Annotated in this window: 16 protein-coding genes; 12 read left to right on the top strand and 4 right to left on the bottom strand. The window is 49.7% G+C overall.

What is annotated here, in order from left to right; translation table 11 throughout:
- Positions 1 to 2 precede the first annotated feature (2 nt).
- Complete coding sequence (locus tag HMPREF9194_RS08950; RefSeq protein WP_016526052.1) at positions 3 to 1,727, bottom strand: cation:proton antiporter domain-containing protein; 1,725 nt, start codon at positions 1,725 to 1,727, stop codon at positions 3 to 5.
- A gap of 94 nt (positions 1,728 to 1,821) precedes the next feature.
- Entirely contained in the window at positions 1,822 to 2,235 is a 414-nt protein-coding gene (locus tag HMPREF9194_RS08945) for a bleomycin resistance protein (RefSeq protein WP_016526051.1), read from the bottom strand.
- 153 nt (positions 2,236 to 2,388) lie between these two features.
- On the opposite strand from HMPREF9194_RS08945, the gene rihC reads away from it, so the two are divergent.
- From rihC to trpB, 4 genes are all read left to right on the top strand, one after another.
- Positions 2,389 to 3,306, top strand: coding sequence for a ribonucleoside hydrolase RihC (gene rihC, locus HMPREF9194_RS08940; protein ID WP_016526050.1), 918 nt, complete (start codon positions 2,389 to 2,391; stop codon positions 3,304 to 3,306).
- 13 nt (positions 3,307 to 3,319) lie between these two features.
- A complete protein-coding gene (gene rbsK / locus HMPREF9194_RS08935; RefSeq protein ID WP_016526049.1) occupies positions 3,320 to 4,225 on the top strand; it encodes a ribokinase in 906 nt (301 codons plus the stop codon).
- 76 nt (positions 4,226 to 4,301) lie between these two features.
- Positions 4,302 to 6,728 carry a DNA translocase FtsK gene (locus HMPREF9194_RS08930; RefSeq protein ID WP_016526048.1) on the top strand — a complete coding sequence of 809 codons (2,427 nt, stop codon included), beginning with the start codon at positions 4,302 to 4,304 and terminating at the stop codon, positions 6,726 to 6,728.
- Positions 6,729 to 7,253: 525 nt separating this feature from the next.
- Positions 7,254 to 8,462 carry a tryptophan synthase subunit beta gene (gene trpB / locus HMPREF9194_RS08920; protein WP_016526047.1) on the top strand — a complete coding sequence of 403 codons (1,209 nt, stop codon included), beginning with the start codon at positions 7,254 to 7,256 and terminating at the stop codon, positions 8,460 to 8,462.
- 881 nt (positions 8,463 to 9,343) lie between these two features.
- Here the strand turns inward: trpB and HMPREF9194_RS08915 are convergent.
- Positions 9,344 to 10,276: an acyl-[acyl-carrier-protein] thioesterase gene (locus HMPREF9194_RS08915; protein ID WP_016526046.1), complete on the bottom strand. Its 933-nt coding sequence runs from the start codon at positions 10,274 to 10,276 to the stop codon at positions 9,344 to 9,346.
- Positions 10,277 to 10,311: 35 nt separating this feature from the next.
- Between HMPREF9194_RS08915 and HMPREF9194_RS08910 the strand changes: the two genes are divergently transcribed.
- Positions 10,312 to 11,541, top strand: coding sequence for an OmpA family protein (locus tag HMPREF9194_RS08910; RefSeq protein ID WP_016526045.1), 1,230 nt, complete (start codon positions 10,312 to 10,314; stop codon positions 11,539 to 11,541).
- 83 nt (positions 11,542 to 11,624) lie between these two features.
- On the opposite strand, the gene HMPREF9194_RS08905 is transcribed toward HMPREF9194_RS08910, so the two are convergent.
- Positions 11,625 to 12,749, bottom strand: a complete 1,125-nt coding sequence (locus HMPREF9194_RS08905; RefSeq protein ID WP_016526044.1) for an Ldh family oxidoreductase — start codon at positions 12,747 to 12,749, stop codon at positions 11,625 to 11,627.
- Positions 12,750 to 12,896: 147 nt separating this feature from the next.
- On the opposite strand from HMPREF9194_RS08905, the gene HMPREF9194_RS08900 reads away from it, so the two are divergent.
- The 7 genes from HMPREF9194_RS08900 to HMPREF9194_RS08870 all read left to right on the top strand — a co-directional run bounded on the left by HMPREF9194_RS08900 (position 12,897) and on the right by HMPREF9194_RS08870 (position 19,310).
- Entirely contained in the window at positions 12,897 to 13,265 is a 369-nt protein-coding gene (locus HMPREF9194_RS08900) for an FMN-binding protein (RefSeq protein ID WP_016526043.1), read from the top strand.
- 47 nt (positions 13,266 to 13,312) lie between these two features.
- Positions 13,313 to 14,731: a flavocytochrome c gene (locus HMPREF9194_RS08895; RefSeq protein ID WP_016526042.1), complete on the top strand. Its 1,419-nt coding sequence runs from the start codon at positions 13,313 to 13,315 to the stop codon at positions 14,729 to 14,731.
- A gap of 83 nt (positions 14,732 to 14,814) precedes the next feature.
- Positions 14,815 to 15,984 carry an MFS transporter gene (locus HMPREF9194_RS08890; RefSeq protein ID WP_016526041.1) on the top strand — a complete coding sequence of 390 codons (1,170 nt, stop codon included), beginning with the start codon at positions 14,815 to 14,817 and terminating at the stop codon, positions 15,982 to 15,984.
- A 124-nt stretch (positions 15,985 to 16,108) separates the two neighbouring features.
- Entirely contained in the window at positions 16,109 to 16,558 is a 450-nt protein-coding gene (locus tag HMPREF9194_RS08885) for a DUF2141 domain-containing protein (RefSeq protein ID WP_016526040.1), read from the top strand.
- A 179-nt stretch (positions 16,559 to 16,737) separates the two neighbouring features.
- Entirely contained in the window at positions 16,738 to 17,094 is a 357-nt protein-coding gene (locus HMPREF9194_RS08880) for a thioredoxin family protein (RefSeq protein ID WP_016526039.1), read from the top strand.
- Between the two features lie 58 nt (positions 17,095 to 17,152).
- Positions 17,153 to 18,103, top strand: a complete 951-nt coding sequence (locus tag HMPREF9194_RS08875) for an efflux RND transporter periplasmic adaptor subunit (RefSeq protein ID WP_016526038.1) — start codon at positions 17,153 to 17,155, stop codon at positions 18,101 to 18,103.
- A 4-nt stretch (positions 18,104 to 18,107) separates the two neighbouring features.
- Positions 18,108 to 19,310: an ABC transporter permease gene (locus tag HMPREF9194_RS08870; RefSeq protein ID WP_016526037.1), complete on the top strand. Its 1,203-nt coding sequence runs from the start codon at positions 18,108 to 18,110 to the stop codon at positions 19,308 to 19,310.
- Positions 19,311 to 19,313: the final 3 nt, after the last annotated feature.

The raw sequence follows: 19,313 nt of genomic DNA, 5'->3' as shown, positions 1-19,313 counted from the left end.
GTTTATCCCAAACTCGCGATTTTTTTATGCAGCGCGATAACCTGTTGATGTAAAAAATGATCGATTGCGGCTTTTTCGATGACACCCATCGCTTTGTTGTCCGCATCCGCAATGGCGATAGCGTCGCAGTCGTTTTTGGTAAACAGTTCGTATAAATCGGGAATCTTCATTTCCGGCGAACAGACGACGGGAACCGGTTCCATGATGTCCATCGCCAAAAGCGATTCGTACCAGTCCGACATGATCAGGGCTTCTTTTAAATGATCGAGCGTGATGAGTCCCGTTAAGGTGCCTTCATCGTTTTTTACCGCGTAGTTTAAATTCGGTTTTCGCGTAAACGAATTTAAAATCGAACTGAGGCACGCCGTTTCGGGGACGACCGCCGGCGATTGCGGCGAACAAACCGCTTCGCCGTTCCACGTAACGTCCGAAACCGAAAGGCTTTTCATCAAATCGTCTTCGGTAACGTCGAGGTTGCATTCACCGGCTTTTTCTATGCCGTGTTTGACGCACACCGGACCTGCAAGCTGAACGATGAAGGTTGTTGCGGTAATAATCAGCAAAACAGTCGGTCCCACGCTTTGCGCAAAATCGTGCCCCGCCGATATCGAAAGTCCTATTGCGACGCCCGCTTGACTTAAAAGGCAAAAGGGCAGATATTTGCGTACCGCGTCGGGGGCTTTGGTTATTTTTGAACCGATAACCGCTCCGATGCTTTTTCCTGTAGTGCGCAAAAAAACGTATAAAAGGGCAAGGAGCCCGACAAAAAGCGTTACGTTCCATATATTCAGTTTTGCGCCGACCAGAACGAAAAACAATACGTAAATCGGCGGCGTAAAATTTTCGACGAGACTGAACGTTGCCCGCGTTTTTGCCGGCGCGAAATTCACCATAAAAAAGCCTAACGCCATTGCCGCCAAAATCGTGTCCAAATCCAAAAGCGAAGCGATTCCCGTAGAGACAAAAAGCGCGCCGAGCGAAAATCCCAAGATGCGGCCGGGGTCGGTCATCACGTTGCGGATAATGAGGCTCAAAAAAAATCCGATGGCGCTGCCGAGTACAACCGAACCGCAGATATTGTACGCGAGCAGCAAAAGCTGTTTACCGAAGCTGACGGTTTGCTCGCCCAAAAGGTTCGCCGCAACCGAAGAAGCGAACGCGTATAAAATAAGCGCGACCGCATCATCCATTGCGACGATGCCCAAAACGGTGGTTGTAAGCGGCCCTCTCGTGCGGTTTTCGCGCAAAACGTCGGTTGTTGCCGCCGGAGCCGTTGCCGAAGAAATCGCACCTAAAATCAAACCGAGCGAAATCGAGGTCGCCGTATTTTTTGTTGCGGCATAGGATATAGCCGTTACGCAAATCGATACGACGATAAAGGGAACAATCGATTCAAAAAGCAAAATTCCGACAAACTGTTTGCCGTATTTTTTTATAACCTGTGTCTTCAGTTCGCCGCCGATCATAAAGCCGATAAGCGAAAGCGCAATGCTCGAAAGCGGATCCAGCGCGGTTATGACGTTTGCCGACAATATTTGAAAGCCGGATTGTCCGATTAAAATGCCGATGACGATGTAGCCCACGACTTGCGGAATTTTCAATTTTTGAAACCAGCGCCCGCCCAAGGCGCCTAAAAGCAAAATAAGGCCCAAAAGCAAAATAAGGTTCGTACTTTCCAATCGTGAAAAATGCATAAAGGCGGGAAGAAATTCAGCGAGTTTATTCATATAGTATAGTATAGTCTTTTGCAAAAAAAAGTAAATAATAAACCTAAAAAGAGCGCATTCAGGCAATTCGCTGCGCCTGGGCGCGTCTTTCGGTTTAATCACATTTTTCAGTACCTAAATCTTGCGAGAACCGCAGTAAATAGCCGTCGGGATCCCGAACAAGCAATTCTTTGGCGCCGACCGATCCGGTTCCCGTATCATACCACGTATCCTGCATTTGTCTGTAAATTTCATAATGCGCATTTTCCAGCGCCGTTCGTATTCTTTGTACGTCTTTACATTCGATCTGAAAATTGACGCCCCGTCCGTACGGATATTCAAGGTTTTCCGTATTCCATGTTCCGTGATATTCTTCAATCATAATTTGCGACGATTCAAATTCAAGATAGGCAAAACAGGGATTTTTTCTTTGATATTTCATTTCGAAACCCAAAATATGCACATAAAAATAAAGACTGTTATCAAAATTGCTGACGGTGAGTTCGGGCACCAACGAATTCCATTCCATAGCACGTATTATACTTTAAGCCTTTGTTTTCGGCTACGCGTTTTTTTTACTAATGTATCTTTAGCCGGTTCCCTTCTGCAAAGAAAGTCTGCCTGTTGCAAGACGGCAAAAAACGTGTTAGAGTGAGGAAAATTATGGTTGCAGGGGGCCGTTATGATTAAAGAAAAAGTTATTATCGATACGGATCCGGGAATCGACGATGCGGTCGCATTGGCTGCCGCTTTATTCAGCGACCGGCTCGACGTTAAACTGATTACGACGGTCGCCGGCAACGTATCCGTGGATAAGGTAACCGCGAACGCTTTAAAGCTGCTGACTTTTTGGGGTAAAAAGATTCCCGTCGCAAAAGGAGCGGCCAAACCGCTTATCGACGAATTCGTCGACGCCTCCCATGTACACGGAAAAAGCGGGCTTGCCGGATTCGATTTTCCCGAAATCGATTCGTCGCTATTGGTAAAAGAACACGCGGTTAATAAAATGCGCGAAGTGATTATGGCCGAAGAAAAAATCACGCTTGTCGCCATAGGCCCCTTGACGAATGTCGCTTTGCTTTTTGCGATGTATCCCGAAGTTAAAAAGCGCATTTCGCGGATCGTTATGATGGGCGGTTCTCTTGCGCGCGGGAACAAAGGCGTTATGTCGGAATTCAATTTTGCAACCGATCCTCACGCCGCAAAGATGGTTTTTGCGTCAAAACTCCCCCTCGTCATGGCAGGTTTGGACGTCGGGCGTCAGGCGGCGATTCCGGGTACGGATATTGAAAAATTGGCAGCTTCGGGTAAAACCGGGGCGATGCTGTGCGCCCTGCTTAAAAAATACCGCAGCGGCAGTTTTGCCGAAGGATTGCGCATGTACGACTCGTGCGCAATTGCCTACCTTTTGCAGCCCGACTTGTTCGAAACGGCCGACGTTTTTGCAGATATCGAATTATCCGGAACCCTGACCGCGGGCTGTTCCGTTGTCGATTTGGACAACCTCTTGCAGCGCAAACCGAACGCAACCGTACTCACGTCCGCCGACACAAAACGTTTCCGCACATGGTTCGTCAAATCGCTGTCGAAGTGTATATAGGGAGAATTGTCTTATGAAAAAAATACTTGTTGTCGGCAGTTTGAATGTCGATATGGTGGTGCGCGTGCCGCATATGCCGGCTGCGGGCGAAACGATTTTGGCCGAAAAAGCCGATACGGTACCGGGCGGCAAGGGTGCAAATCAAGCGTATGCGGCCGGTAAATTGGGCGCACAAACGATTATGTTCGGGGCCATCGGAAACGACCGCTATGCCGAAATTGAAAAGAAAAGTTTGCAGAGCGCCGGCGTGGACGTTTCGCGCCTTATAGTGCGTGCCGACTGCGATACGGGACTTGCATGGATAACGGTAAACGATGAAGGTGACAACAGCATCGTCGTTGTTTCCGGCGCGAATAAAACACTTTCCGAAAAAGACATCGCTGACAACGACGATTTGCTGCACAGCTGCGACATCGTTTTGTGTCAAATGGAAATTCCGGTACAAACCGTACTGTGCGTCGCGCGCCGTGCAAAAGAATTGGGCAAAACGGTGATACTCGATCCGGCTCCGGTGCCTAAAGATTTTCCCGCCGAATTATACGCGTATGTCGATATTATAAAGCCGAACGAAACCGAACTTTCGCTTTTAACCGGAGCGGCTTCTTCGGACTATGAAAAGGGTGCGGACATACTGCGTTCGCACGGTGTAAAAAACGTTATCGTAACGCTCGGCGGAGCGGGCGCCTTCGTCAATTCGGAAACGGAAGGCAAACACATGCTGACCGTTCGTCCCGTTCCCGTTGTCGATACGACCGCCGCAGGCGATTCTTTTACCGCGGCTCTTGCCGTCCGCCTTGCTTCGGGTTCTTCCTTGCTGCAGGCGGTGCGCTATGCGAACGAAGTTGCGACAATCGTCGTTACGCGAAAAGGCGCACAAACTTCAATTCCGACGGCCGCAGAGGTTCCGTTTGACAATTAAGGCTCGGCGATAACCGGCGTTCTCCCGTTAAGCTTTGAACGTTTTTTTCCGATATTTGTAGATGAGGGAGTTATTCATGAAGCGTTCGGAGCGCGGTTTTCTTGCCGCCGGTGTTATATTGCTTGCCGTTTCGGCCCTGTGTACGATTTCTCTTATACTGCCGTTCCTCGATTTCGGCATCGCCGAGGCGGGAAGGGGCGGATTTTTAGCCGCATTCGGCCGCATGCTTTTTACGGCATACGGGTTTTCTTCTTTTTTAATACCGCTGTATGTTTTTGTTGCGGGGCTTTTGCTTTTCAGTTCCGACAAATCGAAAAAACAAATCATATGCTTATTCTTTTCGTTTATACCTTTTTTTACCGTTGCCGGGGTCGAGCTTGTTACAAAAAAAATATTCGACGGAACGGGCTTTACCGTTAACCTCATCCGCGCCGCCACCGTTGTGCTGGTCGGTTTGCTTTTGTGTTTAATCGAGTATCTTGCAATCGCTTTGGCCGCCGACGGTATCATGCGCGCGTTCTCCGAGCGGGCTGCGGGAAAGACGTCTCTGCCGAAATTCCGTCCCGCACCGAAAAAGGCGCACAAAGAAGATTTTGCCGCCGAAAAAAACAACGCGCAGGTCGATCCGTATATGCCGCTTGAAGAAGAAGCCGTTGCCGAAGAACCCATTGCCGAAGCCGAAGCGCTTGACGATTTTGAACAAGAACCGGAACTCGAAGAAGCCGCCGATGCCGCGGACGATTGGAACGCCGCGCTCGTTCAGGAAGAGGACATTGCCGATGCAATGGAAGCCGAAGAGGCGGCCGACGGAGGGGACGCGGACGAAAGCGGTGAAAGCAATGAAGTCGGTGCGGACGACAACGCCGATTCTCTCGGCGGCTTGAATGAACCGGAACTATTTGAAAACGCGGGCGAAGCCGAATTTTTAAGCAATCCGTTCGACTTTGAAGTTATCGACGACGATGAAGATGCCGAAAGCGCCGACGCCATTGAAACCGAAGAGGAAGCGGCCGAAGAACTCGAAGCGCTTTCTTCCGAGGCGGACAGTTCAGTTCCCGTGCCGAGCGTTCCGAAAAAAAAACAAAGCGGTAAATCGTACAGCGTACCCACGAAGGGTTTGCTGAGCGAATATCCGGGCGGCGAATACTGGCTCATCGACAACGAAACCAGACGTTCGGCCGAAGCCTTAAAAGAAACGCTCAACGAATTTAAAATAGAAGCCGAAGTTACCGGAATCCGCAAAGGGCCGGTCGTTACGATGTTTGAAATCCTGCCTGCGCCCGGTGTCAAGCTGAGTAAAATAGTCGCCCTCGGCGACAACATCGCGCTGCGTTTGGCCGCTTCGAGCGTGCGTATCGTAGCGCCTATTCCCGGCAAACACGCGGTCGGTATTGAAGTGCCGAATAAAGAGCGTGCCATCGTCGGCTTTAAAGAACTTATCGATATGGATCTTCCCGCTTTTAAAAAAATGGCCGTGCCGGTTGTTTTGGGCAAGGATATCGCGGGAGATGCTCAAGTACTCGACTTGTCAAAAACGCCGCACTTGCTTATCGCGGGTGCCACCGGTTCGGGAAAGTCCGTCTGCGTAAACAGCTTGATTTTGTCGATTTTGTATAAAAAGGCGCCGCAGGATGTGCGCATGATTTTAATCGACCCGAAAATCGTCGAGCTTAAACTGTACAACGATATTCCCCATTTGCTTACGCCGGTTATTACCGAGCCGAAAAAAGCGTTTCAGGCTTTGCAGTATTGTTTGTGTGAAATGGAACGCCGTTATGCGCTGCTCGACGGCATGGGCGTACGCGACATTGCAAGTTACAATAAACGCATCGTCGAGCGCAAAATTGCGACGGAAAAGCTTCCGTACATCGTATTGATTGTTGACGAATTTGCCGACCTTATGGCAACTACGGGAAAAGAACTTGAATCGACGGTAGCCCGCCTTGCGGCAATGAGCCGCGCCGTCGGCATTCATTTGGTACTGGCGACCCAGCGTCCTTCGATCGACGTTATTACCGGTCTCATAAAGGCGAACATCCCCAGCCGCATTGCGTTTATGGTCGCCTCGAAAATGGACAGCCGCATTATCATCGATCAGGTCGGCGCGGAAAAACTTTTGGGTAAGGGAGATATGCTGTACGCGAGCGCGGAAGTTCCGTTCCCGATCCGCATACAGGGAACCTTTGTGTCCGATACCGAAGTTGAAAACGTCGTCGAATTCGTAAAACAATACGGCGAACCTGAATATATCGACGATGAGATTTTTGTTGAAGACGAAGATGAAGGTTTCGATCCGGGCGTATTCAGCGAAGGAGAAGATCCCTTGTACGATAAAGCGCTCGAAATCGTTATGCAAGCCGGAAAAGCGTCGGCTTCGTATATTCAGCGCCGGCTTAAAATCGGCTATAACCGCGCTGCGCGCCTTGTGGAAGATATGGAAGCGCGCGGTATTGTCGGTCCTGCAAACGGAAGCAAACCCCGCGAAGTTATTCACGTTGTATAGGTCCCGATAAAACGGACATACCTGAGGAAGCGAGCGCTTAGTCGCGGCTGAGCTTTGAGGGTAGAATCACCTAAGAAAAACGCTCAGAGCATTTGAGCTGCGGCAGGGATTGGAGGGACCCGTTCCCGAGCGAACGAAACGTGAGCGAGGGAATGAAGCCGAAGGCGGAATCCCGCAAAGCCCGACGGGGCTGTCTCAAAAGTCGGTTATTTTTTCGACAGCCCCCGAATTTAAAATTAAGTCTGTTTATTGTACCGACTTAATTTTAAACGTCGCATGTAAAATCAAGGAAGCTGTCCAAAAACTAAAGTTTTCGGACAGCCCCGGGCCGCCCGAGAAAATCAAAAATAAAAGTGCTGCGAACCATGCAAAAAAGCATAAAAATTTTGTAAAAAAAATCAAAAAAATTGCGTGTTTCTATTGACAGAAACAGTTTATTTTGCTATAGTGTTTCTATGCAGAGAAACACTATAGGAGGCAAGATAAAATCGGAGAGGTAAAGAACCGAATTTTATCGTAAAGAACATGATGTATCTAAAACAATTTCCGGACGAAAAAGGATTTTTCGGAGAATACGGCGGATCGTTCATTCCGGCCGAACTGCAAAAGGAAATGGATAAAATTACGGATGCGTATTATTCGATAAGCAAAAGCCATGAATTCATAAGCGAGCTGCGGTCGATACGCAAGCATTTTCAGGGACGGCCGACGCCCGTGTATTTTTGCAAACGCTTGTCGGAAATGTACGGCGGGCGCATTTACCTTAAGCGCGAGGATTTGAATCACACCGGTGCGCACAAGCTGAACCACTGCATGGGCGAGGGACTTTTGGCCAAGTACATGGGCAAAAAAAAGCTGATTGCGGAAACGGGAGCGGGGCAGCACGGCGTTGCGCTTGCGACTGCGGCGGCGTACTTCGGGCTTGAATGCGAGATTCACATGGGCGAAGTCGATATCGCCAAAGAACACCCGAATGTCGTGCGCATGAAGCTTTTGGGCGCGCACCTTGTGCCGGTTTCGCGCGGCCTTAAAACGCTGAAGGAAGCCGTCGATTCGGCCTTCGAAGCGTATTTGAAAGATCCGGTCAATTCGATTTACTGCATAGGTTCGGTCGTCGGCCCGCATCCGTTCCCGATGATGGTGCGCGATTTTCAGCATGTGGTCGGCGTTGAAGCGCGCGAGCAGTTTTTGGAAATGACGGGCGAACTTCCCGACGCGGTTGCGGCTTGTGTCGGCGGCGGTTCGAACGCGATGGGAATTTTCAGCGGCTTTATTCAGGACGCGGACGTAAAGCTTATCGGCGTGGAACCTGCGGGGCGTTCGCTTAAAATGGGCGACCATGCGGCAAGTTTGTCGTACGGAAAACCGGGCGTTTTGCACGGCTTCCGCAGCTATCTTTTGCAGGACGAAAAGGGAGAGCCCGCTCCGGTGTATTCGATCGCGTCCGGGCTCGATTATCCGGGAAGCGGTCCGGAACACTGCATGCTGAAGGATAAAAAACGCGTTGAATATACGAGCGTGAACGACGAGGAATGTTTGGAAGCCTTTTATAAATTATCGCGCTTTGAAGGCATTATTCCCGCGCTCGAGAGCGCCCACGCGGTTGCTTATGCGTTTAAGTATGCCGCACAGCACAAACGCGAATCGATTTTGGTAAACCTGTCCGGTCGCGGCGATAAGGATATCGACTTTGTCGTGGACAATTACGGCATAGGCGAAAAATACGCCGGATGATAAAGAGCTGTGCGTGCTGTCGGTTTTCCGTGTTTGCGGGCCCCTTGCCGATAGCCGCACGCTTCTTGTCGATATCCTGCTTGCCGGCATTTGCCGAGCAGCATTATAAAAAATATGTGCCGCACTTCCGCTCTTCAAATAAGCGTGAATTGAAACTGGTCGGCGGAACACCTTGCCAATCTTTCAGCATGTCGCTCCCTCACGGGAGCGTGAATTGAAACCCGCCAAACGGATACGGTTGTAAGTGTTATACACGTGTCGCTCCCTCACGGGAGCGTGAATTGAAACATCGGAGATAGCCGCTTTTGCTTTTTGCAGATGGTCGCTCCCTCACGGGAGCGTGAATTGAAACAGATAGGCGTTAATTATGATTACAAATAAAACAATGTCGCTCCCTCAGGGGAGCGTGAATTGAAACTTGACGCTCAATACTTCGGCGTGCCCCAAAGGCATCGCTTCCTCACGGGAGCCTGAATTGAAACATGATCGCGGCCTTTTTTGACAATAAAACTAAAGTCGCTCCCTTACGGGAGCATGAATTGAAACAATTCAACCTGCGTATCGTATGCTTTCATGTTTTGTCGCTCCCTCACGGGAGCGTGAATTGAAACCATGCGGCGGATTACTTCGCGCGCTTCCCAGTTGTCTCTCCCTCACGGGGCGTGAATTGAAACATGCAAAAGCCTGCGTGCATTTAACAATTCATCTTGTCGCTCCCTCACGGGAGCGTGAATTGAAACATTGTCTTTCGGAACTTTTTTTATTTTGAATGTGTCGCTCCCTCGGGGGAGCTGAATTGAAACCGAAAGGAAATAAGCCGGGTTATGAAATGTCCCACGTCGCTCCCTCACGGGAGCGGGGATTTTTCTGTATACTGCCGTCTATCCCTCTATTTTCATGTCCCGCGCGAGGTCGGCGGCAGGAGCCCATTCGGTGCGGGCGCGGAACACGTCGCTTCCGTCATCTGCTCTTATGATCGAATGCACGCAGCCGTTGTCGCCGGTTTGCTTGCAGCGGCACACGAGCTTTTCGCCGTACAGGGCCGACGAAATAAAGTTCGTTTCGAGCGAACGGAGTAATTTGCCGCGGCAAAAGTCCGCATTCATAAACGATAAAATCCAGCGTACGTAATTCAAATTGTTTACATGGGAGTTTACGTCGATATCCAAGAGCGAGGGGCTGAAGGTTTCCTCAATATCCCAATCATCGCTCAAGGCGATTTTATTGAGCGAGGCGTTTTCCATGCGCTCGTCGCAAAAGGTGAGGCCTCCCATCGTATGTGCATCGGGTTTTATGAGGCGGCCCGATGCCGAATCCACAATGAGCCAGCATGAAGTTGCCCGCATGCAGGGACTTGCTTCGTCGGCTTCGTAGGGATTAGCGGCGGAATTTCCGCCGGCGAAATCGGCGGCCGCGGATTTTCCGGGATTGCGGACAGCGCCCGTGTAGAGGGCATTTTCGGTTTCTTTGCGGTCGGCAAAGGCTTTATCGAGCGAAGCTTTTTTACCGCCTTTTGCAAACATGCAGTTAAAATCGCGGAAGCAAAACAAACCCTTCGGGGTTTGCGCCCATGTTTGTATAACAAGGTCGTCGAGCCACAAAGGATATTCATATATTTCAAAGTACTGTTTGCTGATTATCCACGTAAGACCTTTTTGCTGCAAGTGGGGAATGGAAAGACCGGCACAGCTGTAATGCAGCGCGGCCAATTCCTGAGCCAAACCGACAAAGGCCAAGGCGGTAAAACGGCATTTTTCGTCAACATAACCGAACGGAACTTCATAGGGAATTGTGTATTTATTGTCGATAATCATATAAGAGATAGTACCGAATTTCGGAGGGTTTTTCAATGTATAATTCAGTGTATAAATCGATAAAGTGTTTTACGGCGGTGATTGCGGTGCTGTTTTCGCTGAATGTTTTGAACTCGGAAAATTTTGAATTCAAGTACAAAACCGGGAATACTTATCGCATATTATCGACCGTAAACGAAGAAGTGTTTGTGAACGGCGCAAAGCGCTTCGATTCGATTATTGTGAACCGCATATCGGTCGTTGAAAAAAAAGCGCTGAGCGACGGTTCGGCCGATATTGAAGCGCGTTTTATGACAAGCGAAAACTCTGCGCCCGAAGGACAGGCGCCCCGTTTTATTTGGGGTGAAGAATATGAAAGTTTTTTTAATCGCAGTAAGCTGGGCGCATACACAATCGATGAAAGCGCCTTTATGCCCGTGGTGCGCGACGTTCCGCTTTTTCCCGGCAAAGACGTAAAGGTCGGCGACACGTGGACGGCTTCCGGCGAAGAAGCGCACGATTTGCGGCTCAACTTCGGCATACAAAAACCTTTTAAAGTTCCCTTTACCGCGTCGTACACGTATAAGGGAACCGAAACGCAAAACGGCAAAACGCTGCACATTATTTCGGTGCAGTATAATCTGTTTTTCGAAACGCCCGCTCCGGCCGGAAATAAAAAAAACGTTCCCGTAACGACAATGGGCTATTCCGACCAAACCCTGTATTGGGACAACGAGCGCGGTTTTTTGGATCATTACCATGAGCGCTTCCGCATTATTATCGAAACGTCTTCGGGCGATAAACTTGAATTTAAAGGGACGGCGCAAGCGCAGGTAAACGAATTGCAGTCGCTGTCGCGCACGGGAACGCTCGAGCGCGTACGTAAACAAATCAAAGAAATGGGGATTGAAAATACGACGGCTCAAGCGCAGGATAAGGGAATTACAATCAGTTTGGAAAACATTCAGTTTGAAGCCGAATCCGCTTTTTTAACCGAAGCCGAACTGCGTAAGCTCAGAAAAATTGCCGAAATACTCAAGGATTTTCCCGACAACGATTTGCTTATAAGCGGTCATACGGCTTTAGCCGGTACCGCTGCCGGCCGGCAAAAACTTTCCGAACAGCGCGCCTCCGCCGTTGCCGACTACCTTGCCGAACTGGGCGTTAAGCGCCACGAACAGCTTTTTACAAAAGGGTTCGGCGCCCAAGTTCCGATTGCGCCCAATACGACCGAGGCCGGAAAGGCGCGCAACCGGCGGGTTGAAATTACGATTTTGGATAAATAAAGAAGATAAAAAAGCCGCCGATTATTCGGAGAAAAAAGAATAATCGGCGGCGTTGCTTTTTGACCGTTTTCTTTTTATGTCGATTATTCAAAATCGAATTTATAATTCAATTTATAGTAATTCCTCAAATCGATCATAACCTTTTGCAAAGAAGGCGGAACGGGGCAGCCGTGTTCTTTGCGATACTGCCATGCCACGTACTCTTTTTCGCCGGCGGTATAAATTCTGCTTTCGCCCGGCGCTTTTTTCGAAGCGCGCAGTTCGCGCAAAATGCTTCCGGTGATTTTTTTGAAAACTTCCAAGCCCATAAAACGTGCGGGATCGATTGCGATAAAAAAGTGTCCGAGCGGGTAGGGGATCTTTTTGCCGTCGGCGTCGAAGCCGTTCAGCTGCTTTAAAAACGCTCCGTCCTGCAGCGCGGCGCACAAAATTTCAACGACGGTTGCGTAGCCGAAGCCCTTGTAGCCGCCCGTCTTTTCGCCGATACCGCCGAGCGGGGTTAAAGCGGCTTTGCCCTTGGTTAAATCGATTAAAACCTGCTGCGTGTCGGTGCGCGTATTTCCGTTTTCATCGATAACCCAGCCGGGAGGAAGCTCTTTGCCTGCACGGCCGTATACTTCAATCTTCCCGCGCTGGCTGACGGAGGTTGCGCAGTCGAGCACAAAGGGAAATTCTTCGTCGGTGGGCATGCCGAAGGTTAAGGGGTTGGTGCCGAGCATGTTTTCAACGCCGAAGGTCGGCGCGATCGAGGGGCGGGCGTTCGTTCCGGTAATGCCGATCATGCCCGCTTTGGTGGCCATTGTCGCGTAGTAGCCGGCGATTCCGTAGTGCGTGGAGTTTCTGACGGCGACCATACCCATGCCGTATTCTTTTGCCTTAGCGATTGCCATTTCCATGGCTTTATGCGAAACGACATGGCCCATGCCGTTGTTGCCGTCCAAAACGGCGGCGGTTTTATCGTCTTTTATTACATCGATTTTCGTAACGGGGTTCAGAATCCCCGCCTGAATGCGGTCGATATAAATGGGTTTTAACCGTCCTATGCCGTGGGAATCGATGCCTCTGCGGTCGGATTCAATCAGCACTTCGCCGATAATGTCCGCGTCTTTGGGCGGAACGCCGGCTGCCGTAAGCGAATCCTTCATAAATTTTTCGAGAAAATCGAAATCCATCCAAATGCAATCTTTATACGCATCTTCGTATGCCATCAAACTACCTCCATATGTAGCGCTTTATACAATACAACAGAAATATTCGGCTGTCAATTATATTTCTTGCGCGTATTTTGCCTTCGTATTGCTTTTTTTGGGCTTGTATTCTATACTTTCGGTAAATACGCTTAGAGGAGTTATTTTATGAACGAACAAAAACTTTCGCTGACCGCGGGAATCGTGTACGCGCTTGCCGCCGCCGCAGTGATTTTTTTATTTACCGTGTGCGGCTCGGGTTCTTCTGCCGTTACGGTGCAAACCGCGGAGCAGGGCTATAAGGGGCAGATTACGATTGAAGTATCGGTTGCCGGCACAAAGATTAAAAGTGCAAAGCTTGTTTCGACCGAAGATTCGGACTTTACCAAGCCTGCAATAGAAACGATTTTGGCTCAGGCGGTAAAAACCGGTTCCGCCGAAAAGCTCGACACGGTTTCCGGAGCAACCTTTTCTTCAAAGGCGACGATTGCCGCTCTTAAAAAAGCGGTTGAGCAGGCACAAAGTTCGTCCAAATAAAACCGAATAAAAAAAACGTAAATAGCAAAGATTAACGGAGGTTACTTATGCTGAAAAAAACAATGGGTACCGTCATTGCCGCGCTTATGCTGGCATCGGTATGCTTTTTTACGTCGTGCTCGTCGAAGAATGCGAAAGCCGACGTTGTGGTTATCGGCGCGGGCGGAGCGGGACTTTCCGCGGCTCTTGCCGCAAAAGAAGCCGGCGCATCGGTTATCATCGTCGACAAAATGCCCTTTGCCGGCGGAAACACGAACTACGCGACTGCCGGCTTGAACGCGTCCGAAACGTCGGTGCAAAAAAAGCTGGGTATTGAAGACTCGAACGAACAGTTTTTTCAAGATACGATGAAGGGCGGCAAACAGCGGAACAATCCCGACCTCGTACGCACGCTTACGCAAAAATCGGCCGAAACGGTCGATTGGCTTATCGCGCAGGGAATGGATTTATCGGACGTCGGCATAACCGGCGGTTCTACGAATAAACGCGCTCATCGTCCTTCAGGAGGAGCTGCCGTAGGAAGCCACTTTGTAAGCGTTATGCTTAAAGCCGTTGAAAAGGCCGGAATCGACATCCGCTACAATACGAAGGTATCGGCGATTCTTTCCAAAGACGGCAAAGCCGCAGGCGTTACGGTTAGCGAAGGCGATAAAACCTACAACATCAACGCCAAAGCCGTTATTATCGCTACGGGCGGATTCGGCGCGAACAACGATCTGGTCGTTTCATACAAGCCCGACTTAAAAGGATTCGGAACGACAAACTTCCCCGGAGCGACCGGAGATGCTCTCGCATGGCTCAAGCCCTTTAACGTCGCTTTGGTCGATATGGACCAAATCCAAACGCACCCGACCGTCGTGCCCGTTAAAAACATCATGATTACCGAAGCCGTGCGCGGAAACGGCGCCATTGTCGTAAACCGCGAAGGCAAACGCTTTGAGCAGGAAATGACCACGCGCGATGTTATGTCGGCGGCGATCTTAAAGCAAACGGGAAAAACCGCCTTTTTGGTATTCGATCAGGGCGTGCGCGATTCGCTTAAAGCGATCGAAAGCTATGCCAAACAGGGACTGCTTACCGAAGGCGCGACGGTCGGCGAGCTTGCGCAAAAATTAAATATCCCCGCTTCAGACCTCGAAACGACGGTAACCCGTTACAACGCTTTTGTGGACGCTAAAAAAGACGCCGACTTTAACCGCGCTAACATGCCGCGCAAATTGGAAACGGCGCCTTTTTACGCGGTGGAAATCGGACCGGCCGTTCACCACACGATGGGCGGTATTAAAATCGATACCGATGCCGAAGTTATAAACGAATCCGGCAGCGCGGTTCCCGGCCTCTATGCTGCGGGAGAGGTAACCGGCGGCGTGCACGGAGCCAACCGCTTGGGCGGCAACGCGATGGCGGACATTGCCGTATTCGGCAAAATCGCCGGAACGAATGCCGCAGCCTACGCAAAAAAATAAGGCGCGGGCGTAATTAAAAGTAAAGACGGGGCTGTTTCAAAAGTTGCGTGCTTTTGAGCAGCCTCTCTTTTTATTTTTGTTTTATGAAAATACGATTTACAAAATCGGACTATGCGGCGATTGCGGCGATGCTTGTGTATTCGGCAAGCGCGACGGTAACGCCCGTTTGTCTTTTAAAGATGGCCGACGAGCTGCATTTTTCTTTGTCGGCAAGCGGCGGCATTGAAGGAATGCGCAGTCTGCTTATTTTTTTCTTCCTTTTTTTCGGCGGCTTTATTGCCGCGCGCATCGGAAAAGTCAAATCGCTTACCGGCGGCTTGTACACGTTGTGCGCAGGCTATGCCGTCTACGCGCTTGCCCCGTCTTATGCGGTTATCCTGTGCGCAAGCTTTGTCATCGGCTGCGCGGCCGGCGTTTTGGAAGGATTGCTGAATCCTTTCATTCAGGATTTGCACCCGGAGGATTCGGGACGCTATTTGAATATGACAAATGCGTTTTGGTCGGCGGGCGTTTTATTGACCGTATTGATTTCGGGCGAATTGCTCACGCACGGTGTCCGCTGGCGCTTCATCATGGCTTTTTTGTCGGTTTGTGCCTGTGCTGCGGCGGTATTTTTTTCCGTTGTGTCAAAACACAGCGTGCATGTGCCCGTGTTTAAAAGCGAACAGGTTGTACGCCAATATATCGACTGCTTCCGCACCAAGCGCTTTTGGGTATTCGCCTTTATGATGATTTTGGCAGGCGGCTCGGAAGGCGCCTTTACCTTTTGGAGCGCAAGTTATATTCAAGTACACTTTGCAGCCCTTCCCCGCATGGGCGGCATCGGAACTGCCTGCTTTGCCGGCGGTATGCTCATAATGCGCTTTGCAAGCGGCTTATTGGTCGCGCAGGATAAACTGCGCCGCGCGATTTTTCTTTCAGCCGTAGGCGGCATTGCCGTAAGCCTTGCCGTTCCGTTCGTTCAACATGCGGCTTTGTTTTTTTCCCTGCTTTTTTTGGCGGGTATGAGCATCGCGTGCTTTTGGCCTTCGATACAATCCTATGCCGTGTGTAAAATGCCGCATTTGGATTCGACTGCGGTATTTATTTTGCTTTCGTGCGCGGGAATTCCCGGATTCGGTCTTATTTCGCTTATCATGGGCATTATAGGCGATAGGGCGGGGCTTCAAAAAAGCTTTTTTTGCGTGCCGGTGTTGCTCTTTCTGTTGGCGCTGACCGTCATCATCGAACGCGGAAAAAAACGCACAAAATGATTAGAAACGGCTGCGATAAAAAGCGGCCGGCTGTTACGTAAAAAAAAGCCGGCTTGACAAAGCCCTCATTTATAATAATACTGAAAACGTCTATTGCAAGAACAAGCCGGAGGAGGACATACCGATGAAAATACCGTCCCGAAACCGCCTCAAGCGGACGTTAAGCATATGCGTTTGTTTGTGTGCGGCTTTTTTGCTCTATGCCGAAGACTATACGCTTACCGTTGTCGTTACGAACGTACAGCCTGAAGGCGGAACGGTTTTTGCGGGCCTTTATGACAGTCCCGAAGCTTTTAAACAAAAAAAATTCGTAAAGGTATTCGAACTTTCTCCCGATGCGCGAACCCTTACCGTAACCGCGTCGGTGCCCGCAGGCGAATACGTGTGTGCCGTTTTTCAGGATGAAAACGGCAACAATACACTCGACGCGAATATGATCGGCATTCCCAAAGAACCGGCGGGTTTTTCGAATTTTGCAGGCGGCGGCCCGCCCGGCGGTTTTAAAAAGTTAAAGTTCGCCGTACAATCCGATACGGAAATCACCGTGCAGCTTTTGCGTATGAAAAAACGATGAGGCTACACTTACCTGTGTAGGCTCCGTACACGTATGTGTGTAGCATTCCTACATGTATGTGTGTAGCCGGTCTATACATATGCATCCGTACTATAGGGAGCTATGCATCTCTTTTTACGGAAGGACGGCTCCCCGCTTTCAAAATATCGATTATGTGATATACTGTTCCGGGAGTTTATATGTTTTTATTCGGAAAAAAAGAACGGGACGGATCGGACGGCCGGGAGGTTCGGCCGCAACCGCAGGATGAACTTTCGCCGTTCGCGCAAGCCGAGCGCCTCATTGCACAAAATCCTTCAGGTATAAAAATCTTGGGTACGAACGGTGCGGTGTGTCTTGCGATGAAGACGGCCTTTGAAGAAGCACTCGCTCGTGCAGGTTCAAGCAAAACCGTCGAATACATCGACGACTTAAACGTCATTGCCGCTTACGGTGTTATTCACACGCCCGCCGTGGCGGCCGACGGAAAGCTCGTAGCCTCAGGCCGCGTTTTAACGGCCGGTGAAATCGCCGCAATCGTAAAAAAACATAAGTAAAATCTAACCTTTTTATTTTTTCATTGTTTATCGTTTTGTAAGGATTTGTATCGATAATATGACAAAAAACAAAAAGAACAAAAAATTGCCCGTGATAATTTCCGTCATTGTTGCCGTTGCCGTTTTGGTGTTTATTTTTTCGCCCAAAAAAACGGTTCAAACGGCGCTTCCTCCCTTGGAAGTTAAAAAAGAAATTTCGAAAAACAGAATTGAAATTTCGGGCTATATCGAAGCTGCAGAATCGCAAGCTTTGCAGGCTCCCGGTGAAGGCATTATCGAAAAAGTGTACGCTTCGCCCGGCGAGCGGGTAAAAAAAGGCGCACCGCTTTTCGAACTCGATTGCACCGTGCAGGAATACAATCTTGCGCAGCAGGAATTCGCCATTCAGCAGGAACGGATTAACGGCCCGTCGAAAAAACTCAAGCTCATGGAACAGCAAAAAGATTTGCTGAAAAAGCAAATCGACGACAGAAAAATACACGCCAAATTTGACGGAAGTTTGGCCGTTTTTAAAATTCAGGAAGGGCAATATGCCAAGGCGCAAGACAGTTTCGGGACGCTCATCAACAGGGAATATTTGAAAGCAACCGTAGAAGTTGCCGAAAGCGACGCATCGCGTCTTAAAATCGGCGAAAAGGCCGAATTGAAATTTCCCGCCGTGCCGGATGCGAAAGTGAGCGCGGTTGTTACCGCCTTTCCCTCGGCGGCACGCATTACAAGCCGCGGAGCCGCGGTGCTGGACGCCGAAATACGCATAAACAATCCGCCCGAAAATATTTTGCCCGGTTATTCGTTTTCGGGTTTTATCGTTGCCGGCGAAGACGAGGAAATTTTAACGGTATCGCAAAACGCAATCCGCTATAAAGAAGGCAAGCCTTTTGTAGACATTGTCCGCGGCAAAAAGACGGAGGAAACCGCGGTTACCGTGGAGCCGTACGTTCACGGTTTTGTAAAAATTACTTCGGGCGTTGCCGAAGGCGATAAGCTGAAAGATCAAGGCGAAAACTGAAAGTATGTTTGAAGATTTTATCAACGCGCTGCGGAACTTTAAAGTAAACAAAATGCGCACGCTGTTGTCGCTTTTAGGAATCGTTATCGGCGTGATGGCGGTCGTCATCGTTACGACGCTGGGCAATTCGCTGGATGCGACGGTACGAAAAATATTCAGCCGTTTTACGATGGATGTTTTATATCTTGAACGCTGGCAGGTCGACGAAAACAAACTGCCGTTTAACGAAGAATTCCGCATCGACCTTAAGCGCAATGTGAGCGGGATAAAAAACGTTTTTTATTATTCGTTTTTAAGCGGAACGATGTCACGCGCCGATACGGCTTCTTCGGAACAGGGCGGCAGTATTATCGCTTGCGAATACGGCGCCATTGAAGCGAACGGCTACGAAATCGATTACGGCGAAAGTTTTTTGCCGTTCGATTTTGTAAACGGCTCGCATAAAATCATTTTGGGCAAAAACATTGCGGAAAGCCTTTTTCCCGAAGGTAGTGCGGTCGGAAAACAATTAACCGTGTATACGCAAAAAGCGCAGTTTACACTTACCGTTGCCGGCGTTTTAAAACATAAAGACGCGTGGTCTTACAGCCCCGACCGTGCCGCCTACATTCCCTTCAGCTTTGTAACGAAGAAGATAAATCCCCGACCGGAAATCGGCCGCGTCGACGTTCAGCTGTATAATGAAAACGACGCGGAAAACGTTTCGCGGCAAATCGGCAATTATGCGGACAAAAAAACGGATACGCACGACGCGTTATGGGTTTCTTCGGCAAAAACGCAAATGCAGGAAAACAATAAAATATTCGGTGTTATAGGTGTGGTCCTTACTTCGATTGCGGGCATTTCGCTTTTGGTAGGCGGCATCGGCATTATGAACATAATGATTGTAACCGTTACCGAACGCCGGCACGAAATAGGCATGCGCAAAGCGCTCGGTGCTTCGAACGCCGATATCAGAAATCAGTTTTTGGTCGAATCGGCGACGATTACGTTCAGCGGCGGCCTGCTCGGCGTAGTGCTCGGCATGCTCATAAGCGCGTTGGTCGGCGCCGTAGCCTTTCCGAAAGACTGGGACTTTGTGTTCGCCTTTAATTTCGGCGGAACTGTTGCCGCCTTTGCCGTTTCGGTTTTTACCGGTATCTTTTTCGGTTTGAATCCGGCTTTAAAAGCCGCCCGCATGGATCCGATAGAAGCGCTCAACGATTAGGTC

This window comes from Treponema maltophilum ATCC 51939, assembly GCF_000413055.1.
Lineage (GTDB): Bacteria > Spirochaetota > Spirochaetia > Treponematales > Treponemataceae > Treponema_C > Treponema_C maltophilum.
Note: the sequence above shows the minus strand (reverse complement) of the source record. Positions and strands in the feature narration are given on the sequence as shown.